The sequence below is a fragment of the Terrihabitans rhizophilus genome, from assembly GCF_033898525.1.
Classification (GTDB): Bacteria; Pseudomonadota; Alphaproteobacteria; order Rhizobiales; family Methylopilaceae; genus Flaviflagellibacter; species Flaviflagellibacter rhizophilus.
On record NZ_JAXAFJ010000001.1, the window covers coordinates 693,940 to 709,180 of the forward strand.

General features: G+C 66.2%; 13 protein-coding genes. 3 read left to right on the plus strand and 10 right to left on the minus strand.

The window, feature by feature from the left end:
- Positions 1–30: 30 nt before the first annotated feature.
- The 5 genes from pyrF to SCD90_RS03100 all read right to left on the minus strand — a co-directional run bounded on the left by pyrF (position 31) and on the right by SCD90_RS03100 (position 5,209).
- On the minus strand, positions 31–732 hold the full coding sequence (pyrF, locus tag SCD90_RS03080; protein ID WP_319843145.1) for an orotidine-5'-phosphate decarboxylase: 702 nt from the start codon (positions 730–732) through the stop codon (positions 31–33).
- 55 nt (positions 733–787) lie between these two features.
- A complete protein-coding gene (locus SCD90_RS03085) occupies positions 788–1,405 on the minus strand; it encodes a class I SAM-dependent methyltransferase (RefSeq protein WP_425265625.1) in 618 nt (205 codons plus the stop codon).
- A gap of 62 nt (positions 1,406–1,467) precedes the next feature.
- The gene (dnaJ, locus tag SCD90_RS03090) at positions 1,468–2,607 is read right to left on the minus strand and encodes a molecular chaperone DnaJ (protein WP_319843146.1); all 1,140 of its coding nucleotides are present in this window, start codon (positions 2,605–2,607) and stop codon (positions 1,468–1,470) included.
- Between the two features lie 139 nt (positions 2,608–2,746).
- Positions 2,747–4,648: a molecular chaperone DnaK gene (gene dnaK, locus SCD90_RS03095; RefSeq protein ID WP_319843147.1), complete on the minus strand. Its 1,902-nt coding sequence runs from the start codon at positions 4,646–4,648 to the stop codon at positions 2,747–2,749.
- Between the two features lie 339 nt (positions 4,649–4,987).
- Positions 4,988–5,209, minus strand: coding sequence for a hypothetical protein (locus SCD90_RS03100; RefSeq protein ID WP_319843148.1), 222 nt, complete (start codon positions 5,207–5,209; stop codon positions 4,988–4,990).
- 114 nt (positions 5,210–5,323) lie between these two features.
- Here SCD90_RS03100 and SCD90_RS03105 point away from each other — a divergent pair, with 114 nt between their 5' ends.
- Positions 5,324–5,917 (plus strand): alpha-ketoglutarate-dependent dioxygenase AlkB, encoded by a 594-nt coding sequence (locus tag SCD90_RS03105; protein ID WP_319843238.1) that lies wholly within the window; start codon positions 5,324–5,326, stop codon positions 5,915–5,917.
- On the opposite strand, the gene grpE is transcribed toward SCD90_RS03105, so the two are convergent.
- Positions 5,908–6,519 carry a nucleotide exchange factor GrpE gene (gene grpE / locus SCD90_RS03110; RefSeq protein WP_425265634.1) on the minus strand — a complete coding sequence of 204 codons (612 nt, stop codon included), beginning with the start codon at positions 6,517–6,519 and terminating at the stop codon, positions 5,908–5,910. The two genes, SCD90_RS03105 and grpE, sit on opposite strands and share 10 nt — an antisense overlap.
- Positions 6,520–6,645: 126 nt before the next feature.
- Here grpE and SCD90_RS03115 point away from each other — a divergent pair, with 126 nt between their 5' ends.
- Positions 6,646–7,929: an ActS/PrrB/RegB family redox-sensitive histidine kinase gene (locus tag SCD90_RS03115; protein ID WP_319843150.1), complete on the plus strand. Its 1,284-nt coding sequence runs from the start codon at positions 6,646–6,648 to the stop codon at positions 7,927–7,929.
- Between the two features lie 100 nt (positions 7,930–8,029).
- On the plus strand, positions 8,030–8,581 hold the full coding sequence (locus SCD90_RS03120; RefSeq protein ID WP_319843151.1) for an ActR/PrrA/RegA family redox response regulator transcription factor: 552 nt from the start codon (positions 8,030–8,032) through the stop codon (positions 8,579–8,581).
- Here SCD90_RS03120 and SCD90_RS03125 read toward each other — a convergent pair whose 3' ends face one another.
- From SCD90_RS03125 to SCD90_RS03140, 4 genes are all read right to left on the minus strand, one after another.
- Positions 8,582–9,082, minus strand: a complete 501-nt coding sequence (locus SCD90_RS03125; RefSeq protein ID WP_319843152.1) for an MmcB family DNA repair protein — start codon at positions 9,080–9,082, stop codon at positions 8,582–8,584.
- A gap of 84 nt (positions 9,083–9,166) precedes the next feature.
- Positions 9,167–12,322: an efflux RND transporter permease subunit gene (locus SCD90_RS03130; protein WP_319843153.1), complete on the minus strand. Its 3,156-nt coding sequence runs from the start codon at positions 12,320–12,322 to the stop codon at positions 9,167–9,169.
- Positions 12,323–12,332: 10 nt separating this feature from the next.
- Positions 12,333–13,490 (minus strand): efflux RND transporter periplasmic adaptor subunit, encoded by a 1,158-nt coding sequence (locus SCD90_RS03135; RefSeq protein ID WP_319843154.1) that lies wholly within the window; start codon positions 13,488–13,490, stop codon positions 12,333–12,335.
- 141 nt (positions 13,491–13,631) lie between these two features.
- The gene (locus SCD90_RS03140; protein WP_319843155.1) at positions 13,632–15,101 is read right to left on the minus strand and encodes an NAD(P)/FAD-dependent oxidoreductase; all 1,470 of its coding nucleotides are present in this window, start codon (positions 15,099–15,101) and stop codon (positions 13,632–13,634) included.
- Positions 15,102–15,241: the final 140 nt, after the last annotated feature.

The window sequence follows — 15,241 nt, forward strand, 5'->3', positions numbered from 1 at the left end:
TCCTACGGGCAGTCTTCTTGTACCCAGCTTCTACAATGCGTTTGCGATTTGCGCGACGATTGCTTCAGCCGCAGCCCGGGGATCTTCGGCACCCAGGATGGGGCGGCCGACGACAAGGTAGTCCGCACCGGCAAGGATTGCGTCAGCCGGGGTCACGACGCGCTTCTGGTCTCCCACCTCGTCGCCAGCGGAGCGGATGCCCGGAGTGACGATGCTCACCGTCGGCCCCGCCATCTCCCGCACCAGCCCGGCTTCGGCTGCCGAGCAGACAATGCCGTCCACGCCGAAGGCGCGGGCCTGCTGGGCGCGCATCCGCACCAGTTCGGAAACCGGGAAGGCGTAGCCCGCCTCGGCGGCATCGGCGTCGTCGTAGGACGTCAGAGCCGTGACGGCGAGGATGCGCAGACCGCTTTCGCCCCGTCCCGCGACGGCGGCGCGCATGGTCTGTGGATAGGCGTGCACCGTCACGAAGGCTGCGCCGAGCCGGGCAAGGCTCGCCACACCCTTCTCCACCGTGTTGCCGATGTCGTGCAGCTTGAAATCGAGGAAGACCTGCTTGCCCTCGCCGGCCAGCCGCTCTGCGAGAGCGAGTCCGCCGGCGAAGCCGAGCTGGTAACCGATCTTGTAGAAGGTCACGCTCTCGCCGAGCGTTGCGACCGCCGCTTCAGCGGATCCGATATCGGTGTCGAGCGCGACAATCAGCCGGTCGCGCGGATCGAGGGGAGCGGTCATGTCCGGTGTCCGGTGTTGAGCGCGGCACCGCGCATGATGAGATCGGGACCGCGCATCACGCCTCGGTGGCGCGGCGATAGGTCCAGACGCGGGCGGGGGGAATGTTGCGCCAGACGACCCGGCTGCCACGTGCAGCGGCGCCCTCGGCGGCGAAGAGCGGGATGGGCGGCGCAACCATATAGGTGAACTGGGCGAACGGCGCGCCGGGGCGGCAAAGTTCCAGGCATTCCTTGAGAAGACGGGCGCGCTGCGGCACCGGCTTTGTCAGCAGCGGCAGGCTTGAAACCACACCGGCCAAGGGCTCGTCCACCACGCCCGACAGCACGTCCCGCACGGCATAGGCATCGCCCTGAATCACATTGGCCCGCGGAAAGCGCTCGCGCAGCAGCATGACGAAGGCGGTGTTGAACTCCACGAGGACTAGCCGCGCCTCATCGATGCCGCGGTCGACCAGCGCCTGCGTAACCGGGCCCGTCCCCGGTCCGAGCTCGAGGATCGGGCCTTCGGAAGCCGGATCCATCGGTCGCGCCATCATCTGCGCCAAAGCCCGCCCTGACGGCGTCACCGACCCCATGATCAACGGCTTCTCCATCCATGACCGGATGAAGCGCGCCTCGTCACGCAAGGGAGGTTTTTTATGGCCGCCGGGAGCTAAGGGCGCGGGGTGGATCATCGTGCTGGAGGATTCGCACTTTTACGGATCGGGAGCAATGGTTTCGCGGCCTCGGAATTGCTTCAGGCGCTTCCGAACAGATCCTTCACCTTGGCGAAGAAGCCCTCCGATTCCGGGTGATTGCCTTCCGAGGAGGCCTGCCGGAACTCTTCCAGCAATTCCCGCTGGCGCTTGGACAGGTTCTTCGGGGTCTCGACCTCGATCTGGATGTAGAGATCGCCGAAGTCGCGCGAGCGAAGCACCGGCATGCCCTTGCGGCTGAGACGGAACTGCCGACCCGATTGCGTGCCCTCCGCGACCTTGAGCTTGGCCGCCTCGCCGGAAAGCGTGGGCACCTCGATCTCGGTGCCGAGCGCGGCATCGGTCATGGAGACGGGAACGCGGCAGTAGAGATCCGCTCCCTCACGCTCGAAGAAGCCGTGCGGCTGTACCGACAGGAAGATGTAGAGATCCCCGGCCGGCCCGCCGCGCAGACCGGCCTCGCCCTCACCGGAGAGACGGATGCGCGTGCCCTCCTCAACGCCCGGCGGCACATTGACCTGAAGGGTTCGCTCGCGCGTCACGCGGCCGGCGCCATGGCAGCTGTCGCACGGGTCGTCGATAACCTGGCCGCGCCCGCCGCAGGTGGGGCAGGTGTGCTCCATCAGGAACAGCCCCTGCGTGGCCCGCACACGCCCCGCGCCGCCGCACGTTCCGCAGGTCCGCGGCTTGGAACTGGCCTTTGCGCCGGAGCCGGCGCAAGCTTCGCAGGTGACTGGCGTCGGGATGCGGATCTGCGCGGTCTTGCCCCCATAGGCGTCCTCAAGCGAGATCTCCATGTTGTAGCGCAGGTCGGAACCGCGTTCGCGTCCGGAGGCCTGACGCCCGCGTCCGCCGCCGCCGCCCATCATGTCGCCGAACATGCTCTCGAAGATGTCGGACATGGACGCGCCGAATCCGGCACCGCCGAAACCGCCCGCCGCGCCGCCGCCGCCATTCTCGAAGGCAGCATGGCCGAAGCGGTCATAGGCCGCCCGCTTCTGCGGGTCCTTCAGCGCCTCGTAGGCGGAATTTATCTCCTTGAACCGAGCCTCGGCGGTCGCGTCGCCGGGATTGCGGTCGGGATGGCACTCCATGGCCATTTTGCGGAAGGCGCTCTTGAGTTCGCCGTCCTTGGCCGTCCGGGAGACGCCGAGGGTTTCGTAGAAGCAGCGTGTCGCCATGACGTGATGGTCACCGGATCAAAGAGCGGCCCCGGCCCGGCGGGCGCGACATGCGCTCGCGGAAGAAGGGCCGCCGAAGGGTTCGCCTCCCCGGAAACCACTGAAGGTCGCCGGAGAGGATGGTGTTCATTGCCTGGGATCAGGCAGACTTCTTGTCGTCGTTGACTTCCTCGAAGTCGGCGTCGACCACGTCCTCGTTGTCGCGCGTGCCGCCGGATGCCGGCTGCTCGCCCGCCGCGCCCTGCTGGTACACGGCCTCGCCGATCTTCATCGCAGCCTGGGCCAGGGTGTTGGTCTTGGCCTGGATGCCTTCGACGTCTTCCGTGCCGAGAGCTTCGCGCAGTTCCGCGATCGCACTTTCCACGGCGGCCTTGTCACCGGCCGGAGCCTTGTCGCCGAGTTCGGCAACGGACTTCTCGGTCGAGTGGATCAGGCTCTCGCCGCTGTTGCGGGCCTCCACGAGCTGACGGCGGCGCTTGTCGGCCTCGGCATTTGCCTCGGCGTCCTTCACCATCTTCTCGATGTCGGCGTCCGACAGGCCACCCGAGGCCTGGATGCGGATCTGCTGCTCCTTGCCGGTGCCCTTGTCCTTGGCCGACACGTTGACGATGCCATTGGCGTCGATGTCGAACGTGACCTCGATCTGCGGCACGCCGCGCGGTGCGGGCGGAATGCCGACAAGGTCGAACTGGCCCAGGACCTTGTTGTCGGCGGCCATCTCGCGCTCGCCCTGGAACACCCGGATCGTCACGGCGTTCTGGCTGTCCTCGGCGGTCGAGAAGGTCTGCGACTTCTTGGTCGGGATGGTGGTGTTGCGATCGATCAGGCGGGTGAACACGCCACCCAGCGTCTCGATGCCCAGCGACAGCGGCGTCACGTCGAGCAGCAGCACGTCCTTGACGTCGCCCTGCAGCACGCCGGCCTGCACCGCCGCACCGATGGCCACGACCTCGTCCGGGTTGACGCCCTTGTGGGGCTCCTTGCCGAAGAACTGCTTCACGACTTCCTGGACCTTCGGCATGCGGATCATGCCGCCGACCAGCACCACTTCGTCGATGTCGGAGGCCGAGAGACCGGCATCCTTCAGCGCCTTGCGGCACGGCTCGATGGTGCGCTGGACGAGATCGTCCACCAGCGCCTCGAACTTGGCGCGCGTCAGCTTCAGGGCGAGATGCTTCGGACCCGAGGCGTCGGCGGTGATGAAGGGCAGGTTGATCTCGGTCTGCTGTGCGGAGGACAGCTCGATCTTGGCCTTCTCGGCTGCTTCCTTCAGGCGCTGCAGCGCGAGCTTGTCGGAGCGCAGGTCGATGCCCTGCTCCTTCTTGAACTCGTCCGCGAGGTACTGGACCAGGCGGTTGTCGAAGTCCTCGCCGCCCAGGAAGGTGTCGCCGTTCGTGGACTTCACCTCGAAAACGCCGTCGCCGATCTCGAGGATCGACACGTCGAAGGTGCCGCCGCCGAGGTCGTAGACCGCGATCACGCCGGAGTTCTTCTTGTCCAGCCCGTAGGCGAGCGCCGCCGCAGTCGGCTCGTTGATGATGCGCAGCACTTCGAGGCCGGCGATCTTGCCCGCGTCCTTGGTGGCCTGACGCTGGGCGTCGTTGAAGTATGCCGGCACGGTGATGACGGCCTGCGTCACGGTCTGGCCGAGGTTGGACTCAGCCGTTTCCTTCATCTTCTGAAGCGTGAACGCGGAAATCTGCGCGGGCGAATACTTCTTGCCGTCGATCTCGACCCATGCGTCGCCGTTGTCACCGCGCACAATGGGGAACGGCGACAGCTTGCGGGCCTTCACCACCTCGGGATCGTCGAACCGGCGACCGATGAGGCGCTTGACGGCATAGATGGTGCGTTCCGGATTGGTGACCGCCTGGCGCTTGGCCGGCTGGCCGACGAGACGCTCGCCGTCATCCGTAAAGGCGACGATGGAGGGCGTGGTGCGTGCGCCTTCCGCGTTCTCGATAACTTTGGGCGTCGTGCCGTCCATGACAGCGACGCAGGAATTGGTCGTCCCGAGGTCGATACCGATGACCTTCGCCATGCTCTTCATTTCCCTTCAAATCAGCGAAACCGAGTGGGCCCCGAAGCAGCCCGTTTCCGAGGGCCGTCCCGCTCCCTGAACGGGCGGCCGGTCCCCTTAGGAATTCCACGCCTGAAGCGTGGTGATGGCGGTCATATAGTGAGGAGGTTTTGGCGCGCAAGACGCAATGCAGGCCTGCGCACGGCTGACGGCGCGGCGGCGGCGGCAAGTCGAGGCGCAGCGTGACCCGGCGTAGCGTCACGACCGAAGCCGAGCGGTTCAGGGGCTTGGAAGGCAATCAGAAGCGTCGCACGCGCCGCCTAGGCGCGTGCCAAAAATGATCGCGGCTCTCGAAGCCTCTCAGGCGTGTTCGCTGACGCTTTCCAGCGCGCGGGTCAGCACCAGCCGCACCTTGTTGCGCGCATGCTCCCGCAATTCGATCTCGGAGGCCGCACCGCTGATCTGGAGCGGGAACTTCATGTTGATGACGCTCGGCCCCTTGCCGCCGTCGCAGGCGATGCAGACCGAAGCCGTGTTGTCGACAAGATCGACCTGCAGGTTCTTCATCACGTAATGGCCCATGGCATTTCCTCCGGGCATCTGCGTGCCCATGAGAACAATCTATGCCTCCCCGGCACCGAGGAAAACCCTGTGGTGAAGACCGCCTGCATCGAAGTCTGGCCCGGCGCGCTGCACATGCCCGGCTACCTGTCGCGCCCGGTGCAGGAGGCGCTGCTGGACGAGCTCAGATCCGCCCTGCGCGCGGCGCCGCTGTTCCAGCCGACGATGCCCCGCACCGGCAAGCCGTTCTCCGTCCGCATGAGCAATCTTGGGCCGCTCGGCTGGGTCTCGGACAAGAGCGGGTATCGCTACCAGCCGCACCACCCGGTTACGGGAGACGCATGGCCATCCTTTCCGTCTACGGTGATCCAAGCATGGCAGGACCTGTCGGGGTGCGCCTACCCGCCCGAGGCCTGCCTCGTGAACTGGTACGCAGCCGGAGCAAGGATGGGCCTGCATCAGGACCGGGACGAGCAGGATTTCACGGCCCCGGTGGTGTCGCTCTCGCTTGGCGACACGGCGGTGTTCCGCGTCGGCGGCGAGGCGCGCAACACGCCCACCCGCTCGGTGCGGCTGGAGAGCGGCGACGCCTTCGTGCTCGGCGGCGCGGCGCGGCTGGCCTTCCATGGCGTGGACCGCGTCATACCCGGCTCCTCGACATTGCTGCCGGAGCCGGGACGCATCAACCTCACGCTGCGGCGGGTCACCCCGCCGCCGCTTCAGGCCTGATTGCCGGACGAGGGCTCGCTGTCGGACGGAAGCGTGTCGGCAACGCTCATCTTCGCGCCGCCCTTCGAGACGCCCACCTGGGCCGGCCGCAGAAGGCGACCAGACAGGCTGAAGCCGGCCTGCACCAGATGCACAACGCTGTTGGCGGGCTGCGACGGGTCCGGAACCTCGAAGATGGCCTCGTGCAGGTTGGGGTCGAAGCGGTCGCCCGTCTTCGGCTCGATGCGCGTGATGCCGTGCTTCGAGAGGACCGACGAGAGCTGCCGCCCCGTCATCTCCACGCCTTCAGCGAGGGATTTCAGGGATCCGTCCTGCGCATCCGCGGGCACCGAGGCCAGGGCACGCTCAAGGTTGTCGGCCACGGAGACGATGTCCCGCGCGAAGGAGGTCACCGCATAGGCACGGGAGTCGTGGACTTCCTTTTCCGTGCGCTTGCGGAGGTTTTCCATCTCGGCCAGCGTGCGCAGCACGCGGTCCTTGAGATCGGAGTTCTCGGCCTGAAGCTTCTCCACGGGATCGGGCTGCGCGGGCGCAGCCTCTGCGCGAAGGGCTTCCGGTTCGTTTTCGATGTCGTCGATATTGCTGGTCATGGCGAGCCGCATATCAGAGAGATATGAAGTAAAATCAAGCCGGCAAAGCGAACGGTCGAACGGGTTCATGCCGTTTACCGTTCCGGCAGCCGCCTGTGCGGGACAATCTTGGCCATGCCGGAGACAGCTTTAGATCCCTTGTTCGGACGCACGGTCGGCGGGCGCCTGCGGCTCGATACGCTCGGGAAGCTGCGCTGGCTTGCCGTAGGCGGCCAGACGGCGGCCGTGCTGGTCGTCTCCGGCGCGTTCGATATCGCGCTCCCCCTGCTGGCCTGCCTTGTGGTGATTGCCGTCTCGGCCGCTCTCAACGTGGTGCTGCGGCTCACCTTCCCCCTCACAACACGGCTGGACAGCGACAGGGCCGCCATGTTGCTCGCCTTCGACATCCTGCAGCTTGCCGCGCTTCTCAGCCTCACCGGCGGCTTGCAAAACCCGTTTGCGCTCCTGTTCCTGGCGCCGGTGCTGATTTCCGCCACCGCTCTGCCGCCACCACAGACCACATTGCTGGGCCTGCTCGCCTTTTGCTGCGCCAGCCTGCTGATCCCCTTCCACCTGCCGCTGCCATGGCCGGACGGCTCCTTCGAACTGCCCAAGCTGTATCTGCTGGGCGTGTGGGTGGCCGTCACCCTCTCGCTGGTCTTCATCAGCACTTATGCGTGGCGGGTGGCGGAGGAAAACCGCCAGATGTCCGAAGCGCTCGCAGCCACCGAACTGGTGCTGGCCCGCGAACAGCACATCTCCGCGCTCGATGGCCTTGCCGCCGCCGCCGCCCACGAGCTCGGCACGCCCTTGGCCACCATCCGGCTCGTGGCGCGCGAACTGGAGCGCTCGATGCCAGACGAGGGACCGATGAAGGACGACATCGTTCTTCTTCGCGAACAGGTCGATCGCTGCCGCGACATCCTCCGCAAGCTGACCTCGCTCCACGAGGAAGGAGCCCCCCACGCCCAGATGGCGCTCAGCACGCTCATCGAGGAGGTGGCGGCTCCCCACCGCGAGTTCGGCGTCGAGATCGCAATCGTGGCACGCGGATCCGATGCAGCCGAACCGGTGGTGCTCCGCAATCCCGCGATCCTGTACGGCCTGGGCAATCTGGTGGAGAACGCGGTCGATTTCGCGCGTGCCAAGGTCTGGATCGATGCGGGATGGACGGCGGATCAGGTCGCGGTGACCATCACGGACGATGGCCCGGGTTTCTCCCCCGAGGTTCTGGCCCGCCTGGGGGATCCCTACCTCACCACACGCGGCCCGCGCAGTGGAGAAGATCGCGAGCGACCCGGCCTCGGACTAGGCGTCTTCATCGCCAAGACCCTGCTTGAGCGCACGGGGGGCCGGGTGGAATTCGAGAACGGCGCTACGGGCGCCGTGGTGCGCGTGGTCTGGCCTCGCACCAGCTTCGAGGACGGGCGCGATCAGGGCTGATCCCCATGTCTCCGGCCCCTTTCTCTTGTGTCATGGGACCGTTGCACAATAGATGTGCTGCAAACAACGCCCATGAGGGCACCTGCAAGCAGGTATAAGAATGATCGAGGAAGCCCACCCGCCCTCCGGCGAGCTGTCACTGCTGATCGTCGATGACGACAAGGCGTTCGTGCAACGCCTTGCTCGCGCGATGGAGGGGCGCGGCTATGAAGTGTCCGTCGCCGAAAGCGTGCGCGAAGGGCTGCAACTGGTGGAAAGCCGCTGCCCCGCTTACGCCGTGGTGGACATGCGGCTGGGCGACGGCAACGGGCTCGATGTCATCTCGGCCCTGAAGCAGCGCCGCCCCGAGGCCCGTGGCATCGTGCTGACCGGCTACGGCAATATCGCGACCGCCGTCACCGCAGTGAAGATGGGCGCCATCGACTACCTCGCCAAACCCGCCGACGCGGACGAGATCCACGCCGCCCTGATGGCGCAGCCGGACCACAAGCCGACGCCGCCCGAAAATCCGATGTCGGCGGACCGGGTTCGCTGGGAACACATCCAGCGGGTCTACGAATTGTGCGGACGAAATGTCTCGGAAACCGCGCGCCGCCTCAGCATGCATCGCCGCACGCTGCAGCGCATCCTGGCCAAGCGCGCGCCGCGCTGATCAGGCGGCCTCGTCGCCGATCTCCGGATCGCAGAGGCGATGCAGACGCAGCGCCGTGGTGTGCGCGAGGTGCAGCGCCATGTGGCGTCGCGTGGCGCCGGCGAGTGCATGTTCCTCCGGCTCCCGCATGATCTGGGCGCCGTAGCGATCGGCCATGATGAGACCCGCCTCTTCGGGGATCACCTCCAGCGGGAAGCGGCTGTCGACGGCGAAGTACAGCCGGTCGCAATGGGCGCGATAGTCCTCCCATTTGTGGTCCGCGCGGAAGTCGGCGAGGCACGACTTGATCTCGACGATCCAGATCCGGCCCTTTGGACACACCGCCACGAGATCCGCCCGGCGCCCGGAAGCCAGGGCGACCTCCGGCACGCAGGCAAGCCCCAGCGACCTCATCAGTCGCATGGAGCCACGCGCGATCTCAATCGCCCCCGGTGACTGGCGCCCGTCTGCGCGGACCCGGCCGGCGGCGCCCAGCGCCTCCAGAATCCCGTTTTGTTCCATTTCGTCAGCTAACCGCGAAGGCTGCCGACGTGCAAGAGGCCGCGTCATGCGCGGCCCCCTGGAAGTCTTCGGGCAGCGGTGCTGCTAGTCGTCGTCGTGAACTGGCGCCGCCGGCTTCAGCTTCGGTGCCGGGCGGAAGCGCAGCACCAGAAGCCGGATCGTGACGTAGAACACCGGGGTCAGGACGAGGCCGAGAATGGTCACGCCGACCATGCCGAACGCGACCGAGGTGCCCAGCGCCTGCCGCAGTTCGGAGCCGGCGCCGGTGGCAATCGCCAGCGGAACCACGCCGAGCGTGAAGGCAAGCGATGTCATCAGGATCGGGCGCAGGCGCAGGCGGCACGCTTCGATGGCCGCGTCCACGGGATTGCGTCCCTCATCCTCGGCCTGTCGCGCGAACTCCACGATCAGGATGGCGTTCTTGGCGGCAAGCCCGATCAGCACCACGAAGCCGACCTGCGTCAGGATGTTGTTGTCCTGCCCTCGCAGGATCACACCCGTCAGGGCGGCGAGGATGGACAGCGGCACGATCAGGATGATCGAGAGCGGCAGCGCCCAGCTTTCATACTGCGCGGCCAGCAGGAGGAAGACGAACAGGATTGCCAGCGCGAAGATGCTTGTCGAACTTCCGGCATTGCGCTCCTGGAAGGCAAGCTCGGTCCATTCGAAGCTGACGCCCGGTGGCAATGTCTTGGCCGCGATCTCCTCCATCGCGATCAGCGCATCGCCGCTGGACACGCCGGGCGCGGCGCCGCCGCTGATGCCGATCGAATTGTAGAGATTGTGGCGGGTCACGAGATATGGACCCGTCGCGCCTTCCAGCGTTACGACGCTGCCGAGCGGCACCAGCGCACCCGTCGATGAACGCACCTTGATGGACGTGATGTCGGAAGGCTCGATGCGGTAGGGCGCATCGGCTTGCAGGTTCACCTGGAAGGAGCGCCCGAACGCCGTGAAGTCGTTCACATAGGCCGAGCCGATATAGCTTTGCAGCGCCTGGAAGATGTTGCCGATGGGCACATTCAGGATCTGGGCCTTCTCGCGGTCGACATTCACGAACAGCTGCGGAGAACGTGTGTTGAACGTGGTGTAGACGCCCGCGAGGCGCGGATCCTGCGCCGCGGCGGCGACCACGGCCTGCGCGGCCTGCTCCAGCGGTCGAAGGCCCGCGCCCGTGCGGTCCTGCACCTGCATGTTGAAGCCGCCGCCTCGTCCGAGACCCTGAACCGAGGGCGGCTTGATGACGATGGTGAAGCCTTCCTCGATGGCGAACAGACGCTTCTGCGCCTCTGCCACGACAACGTCGGCCGTCAGCCCGCTCTTCAGCCGGTTCTCGAAGCTGTCGAAGATGATGAAGCCGGTCGCGGCATTCGACGCCGCCGAGAATGTGGCGCCCGAGAAGCCGGCAATGCCGACGACATGGGAGATGCCGGGCACCCCGCGCAGGATGTCGGTGGCGCGGTGCACCACGTCGTCGGTGCGCTGCAGCGAGGCGCCTTCCGGCAGCTGCACGACCGCGATGGCGTAGCTCTGGTCCGTCTCCGGGATGAACCCGGTTGGCACGCGGTTGGAGATCCACCACGTGGCGCCGAGAAGACCCACATAGACCAGCAGGAACAGCGCCTTGTGCCGCACCGAGAAGCCGACGCTGCGCGAATAGCCGTGCGACAGCCGGTCGAAATTTCGGTTGAACAGGTTCGCGCCGCGCTGGAGCAGGCCCGGCTTCTCCGTGTGCTTGTGCGGCTTGAGCAGGATGGCCGCGAGGGCCGGCGATAGAGTCAGCGAGTTGATCGCGGAGATGATCGTCGCGGTGGCGATGGTCAGGGCGAACTGCTGATAGAACAGACCGGAAATGCCCGGCACGAACGCGGTGGGAATGAACACCGCCGACAGCACTAGCGCGATGGCGATGACCGCCACGCCGACCTCGTCCATCGTGATGTGCGCTGCCTCGCGCGGCGTCTTGCCCTCGGCGAGATTTCGCTCGACGTTCTCCACGACCACGATGGCGTCGTCGACCACGATGCCGATGGCGAGGATGAGGCCGAACAGGGTCAGCATGTTCAGCGAGTAGCCGAACGCGCTCATCACCGCGAAGGTGCCGATCAGCGACACCGGAATGGCGGCGATGGGGATCAGCGCCGCGCGCCATGACTGGAGGAAGATCAGCACCACGATGACGACGAGCGCCACCGCTTCCCAGATTGTGGCCGTGACGGCCTCGATCGAGGCCTCCACGAACTGCGTGGGGTTGTAGACGATGTCGTAGGCCAGGCCGGGCGGGAACTCGGCCCTCAGGGTTTCCATCTGGGCGCGAACGGCCGCAGCCGCCGACACGGCGTTGGAGCCCGGACGCTGCTGGATGGCGATGCCGACCGAGTACTGGTTGTCGAGGTACGAGTTCGACGCATACTGGCGGGCGCCGAATTCGATGCGGGCCACGTCCTTGAGGCGGATCAGGCGCCCTTCCTCGGATTTGATGATGACGTCCTTGAACTGATCGGGCGTTCGGAAACGGCCCGCGGTCGTCACCGTCACCTGGAAGTCGGCGGCATTGGGCTGCGGAGGCGCGCCCAGCGAGCCGCCGGAGACCTGCACGTTCTGTTCCTGCAGCGCGGCAGTCACATCCGTCGCGGCGAGGCCATAGGCGGACAGCTTCGCGGGATCGAGCCAGATGCGCAGGCTCAGTTCGCGAAGGCCGAACAGCTGGATGTCGCCAACGCCCTCGATGCGCTGGATCACGTCGCGGATGTTCAGATAGGCGTAGTTCGAGACGTAGAGCTCATCGAGGCTCTTGTCGGGCGAGAACAGGTTGACGAGCAGGAGGAAGTCCGACGCCGCCTTGTTGACGCTGACGCCGAGCTGGCGCACCTCGGCCGGCAGGCGCGGCTCGGCCGCATTCACGCGGTTCTGCACCTGCACCTGCGCGATGTCGGTGTCCGTGCCGATGGCGAAGGTGACGGTGATGGACAGCACGCCATCGCCCGTTGCCTGCGAGGACATGTAGATCATGCCCTCGACGCCGTTGATCTGCTGCTCGATGGGCGCGGCCACCGTTTCGGCAATCGTTTCCGCAGATGCGCCGGGATAGGTCGCGGTGACGCGAACGGTCGGCGGCGCGATCGTGGGGTATTGGGCAATCGGCAGCTGGAACAAAGCCGTGATGCCGATGACCATCAGAATGATGGAAATGACCGACGCGAAGATCGGCCGGTCGACGAAGAAGTGTCCGAATTTCATCGAGGGTGCCTCAGCCGGCCGTGTTCTGCGGCTTGGTCAGGTCCTCGGGAACCTTCAGTTCCGTCGGCTGCGGTGTCACCTTGGCGCCGGGGCGGGCGCGCATCAGGCCGTTCACGATGATCTGGTCGTCAGGACCAAGGCCCTCGCGAATGACGCGGAAGCCCTGGAACAGGCCGCCGGTCTTCACCGGACGCGGCTGCACCGTGCCGTCCGCGCCGACGCCCATGACGATGCTGCGCGTCTGGTCCTGCATGATGGCGTCGTTCGGCACCAGCATGGCTTCATAGGCGCCGCCGGTGGACATCTTCACCCGGCCGAACTGGCCGGGCGTGATGAGGCTGTTGGCGTTCGGCAGCACCGCCCGCACGCGAATGGTGCCGGTGGCCTGGTCGATGGAATTGTCCACGAAGTCGAGCTTCGCCTCATGCGTGAAGTCGGTCTCGTCGGGAAGGGACAGGAACACAGGCGGGCTTTCTGCGGTGCCGGCGCCCTTGCCCACGCGCTGGCGCTGATAGGCAAGGTAGCTCTGCTCATCCACGTCGAAGTAGAAATGGATGGGATCGTACTGAACGATCGTGGTCAGCAGCGTGCCGCCGCTGCCGGAGGCGATGAGGTTGCCTTCGGTCACGAGCTTGCGGCCGACGCGGCCGGAGACCGGGGCGCGAAGTTCGGTGTAGCCAAGGTTCAGCTGGGCCGCCTCGATCTCCGCGCGGCTCGCCGTCAGATTAGCCTGTGCCTGCAGGAAGGTCTGCTGCCGCTGCTGGAGCGCCTGCTCGGCGATGTTGCCGCTCTGGCGCAATTCGCGGGCGCGGTTCACCTCAGCCTGCGCGAGGTCCAGCACCGTCTGGTTGCCCTGCGCGGCGGCCTGGGCCTGACGCAGCGCCGCCTCGAACTGGCGAGGATCGATCTTGAAGAGCAGGTCGCCCGCCTTCACTTCCTGACCGTCGCGGAAGTTGACGGATTGCAGCGCACCCGACACCTGCGCGCGGATCTCGACAGAAGCCACGGCTTCGAAACGGCCGGGAAACTCGAGCCAGTCCACCACCTGGCGGGTGACCGGCTTCGCCACCGAGACCGGCGGCGCGGGAGGCGCCCCTTGGGCAAGCACCTCAGCAGCCGGCAGTGACAGGACGAGAACAGCCGCGAGCGTGCGACCGAAGAAGGACATGCGCATATAAGCCTCGAGGGGGCCGGAACGATCGCCAACATCATGCGACCGCGAAGGGACTGCAACCTTAGCGTCCCCTATAAAACATCATTGTTGCGGCAGTGCCACGCTTCTTTTGGCCACCGAGCTTCTACGTAGCGCCTATGCCGCGCGGCGCGGCACGGGCCTTTCGCTCTCGGGCGCAGCGCTCTCGCCGGGCGTCCCACTGCAGACGTATCGCGCGTCCTCATCGACCGCCCACACGTCGTGGATGCGGCGTCCGGCGATGATGTTCCGGGCGGTCAGCATGGCCGTCAACACCGCGTGGTCATGATCGGTGTCCCGGTGCATGCCGTTGCGGCCGACGAGGTGCAGCGTTGGATAGGTGGTCTCCAGGTCCAGTTGGACGATCCTGACCTGCCCGGCATAGAACTCGTCGTAAACGGGATAGGCCTTGGGCTGACGCACGACGCAGGCATCCACCACCGCTTGTGGCGCAAGCCCCATCGCAGCCATCTCGCGCTTGGCCAGGTCGACCAGCACGGAATCATCCGCGGACCACAGGCCGTCTTCCTCCAGGCAGAAATACTGGAGACCGAAGCAGGCATATCCCTCGTGTGGCACGAGCTCGGGCGACCAGGCGCGGAAGTTCAGAACCCGGCCGACCTGCAATGACGGGTCGTGGACGTGGATGCAGGTGTCTTCGAACAGGTCGCGGTCCGATCGGGCGATCAGCGCCACGGTGATGAGATCGCGATATCTGAGCTCGCGTGCGTGGAGCAGGCTGATCGGCTTCGGCAGGATCAGGTCGACAAGGTCACGGATGGGAGCGGACGACACCACGTTGCGCGCGATGAAGGTCTCGACCTCGCCGTTCGCGAGACGCGCCGTCACGGTCCACGAGCCGGACTTGTCGTTCCAGGTCAATCGCTCGAGCTTGCGGCCCAGGAGCACGCGCCCTCCCCGTGCCCGGATCTTCTCGGCGGCGGCCTCCCACACCATGCCGGGGCCTCGCCTTGGGTAGCGGAAGCTCTTGCCGGCTTCCCCGGTGCGGGGCTTCAGCCCCAATGCGGCCCTGAAAGCGGAGAGGGGATCGAACGCCTTGATGCGGTGGCCCATCCAGCCCGGCGAAACGTCGTCGCACGACATGCGCCACACCTTCTCGACATAGGGCCGGAAGAAGATGGAAAAGAACCGCTCGCCGTACTGGTTGCGCACGCGTTCATGGAAGGTGCGGGGCTGCGGGATGGGGCGGAGCCGCGCCCAGGCATGGGACAGCATGCAGGACGCGCCCTGCACCACTCCGAGATTGCGCAGCGCTTCGACAGCCTTCAGCGGATACGAATAGAACTTGCCGCCATGGAAGATGCGCGAGATCTGTGGACGCTCGATGAAGCCCTCGGGCAGGATCTCATTCCAGAGATCCACCACCTCCTCGGACTTCGAGACGAAGCGGTGCCCCCCGATGTCCAGCAGGAAGCCCTTGTAGTCCACCGAGCGGCTGATGCCGCCGACATGAACCGGGTCCTGTTCAAGGACGACAACCTCGCGGCCTTCCCTGGCCAGCAGATAAGCGGCGCTCAGTCCTGCGGGACCGGCCCCCACAACCAGCGTTTCAACGTTACGGATCATCGGGGCGGCGTTCCTGGTCTGGATGTCGCCGGAAGAACCGGCTGCCCTGACGGGCGGATGTCCAGCCATCATCGCGCACGAAACTTTAGGACCGGTAACCTTGCCCGGAAAGCCGCGAGGTATTCGGGGGCCGGATCAGG

Bases quoted from the DNA above. Each gene is read 5' to 3' on its own strand.
- pyrF (WP_319843145.1), bottom strand. From the start codon at position 732: ATGACCGCTCCCCTCGATCCGCGCGACCGGCTGATTGTCGCGCTCGAC.
- SCD90_RS03085 (WP_425265625.1), bottom strand. From the start codon at position 1,405: ATGATCCACCCCGCGCCCTTAGCTCCCGGCGGCCATAAAAAACCTCCC.
- dnaJ (WP_319843146.1), bottom strand. From the start codon at position 2,607: ATGGCGACACGCTGCTTCTACGAAACCCTCGGCGTCTCCCGGACGGCC.
- dnaK (WP_319843147.1), bottom strand. From the start codon at position 4,648: ATGGCGAAGGTCATCGGTATCGACCTCGGGACGACCAATTCCTGCGTC.
- SCD90_RS03100 (WP_319843148.1), bottom strand. From the start codon at position 5,209: ATGGGCCATTACGTGATGAAGAACCTGCAGGTCGATCTTGTCGACAAC.
- SCD90_RS03105 (WP_319843238.1), top strand. From the start codon at position 5,324: ATGCCCGGCTACCTGTCGCGCCCGGTGCAGGAGGCGCTGCTGGACGAG.
- grpE (WP_425265634.1), bottom strand. From the start codon at position 6,519: ATGCGGCTCGCCATGACCAGCAATATCGACGACATCGAAAACGAACCG.
- SCD90_RS03120 (WP_319843151.1), top strand. From the start codon at position 8,030: ATGATCGAGGAAGCCCACCCGCCCTCCGGCGAGCTGTCACTGCTGATC.
- SCD90_RS03125 (WP_319843152.1), bottom strand. From the start codon at position 9,082: ATGGAACAAAACGGGATTCTGGAGGCGCTGGGCGCCGCCGGCCGGGTC.
- SCD90_RS03130 (WP_319843153.1), bottom strand. From the start codon at position 12,322: ATGAAATTCGGACACTTCTTCGTCGACCGGCCGATCTTCGCGTCGGTC.
- SCD90_RS03135 (WP_319843154.1), bottom strand. From the start codon at position 13,490: ATGTCCTTCTTCGGTCGCACGCTCGCGGCTGTTCTCGTCCTGTCACTG.
- SCD90_RS03140 (WP_319843155.1), bottom strand. From the start codon at position 15,101: ATGATCCGTAACGTTGAAACGCTGGTTGTGGGGGCCGGTCCCGCAGGA.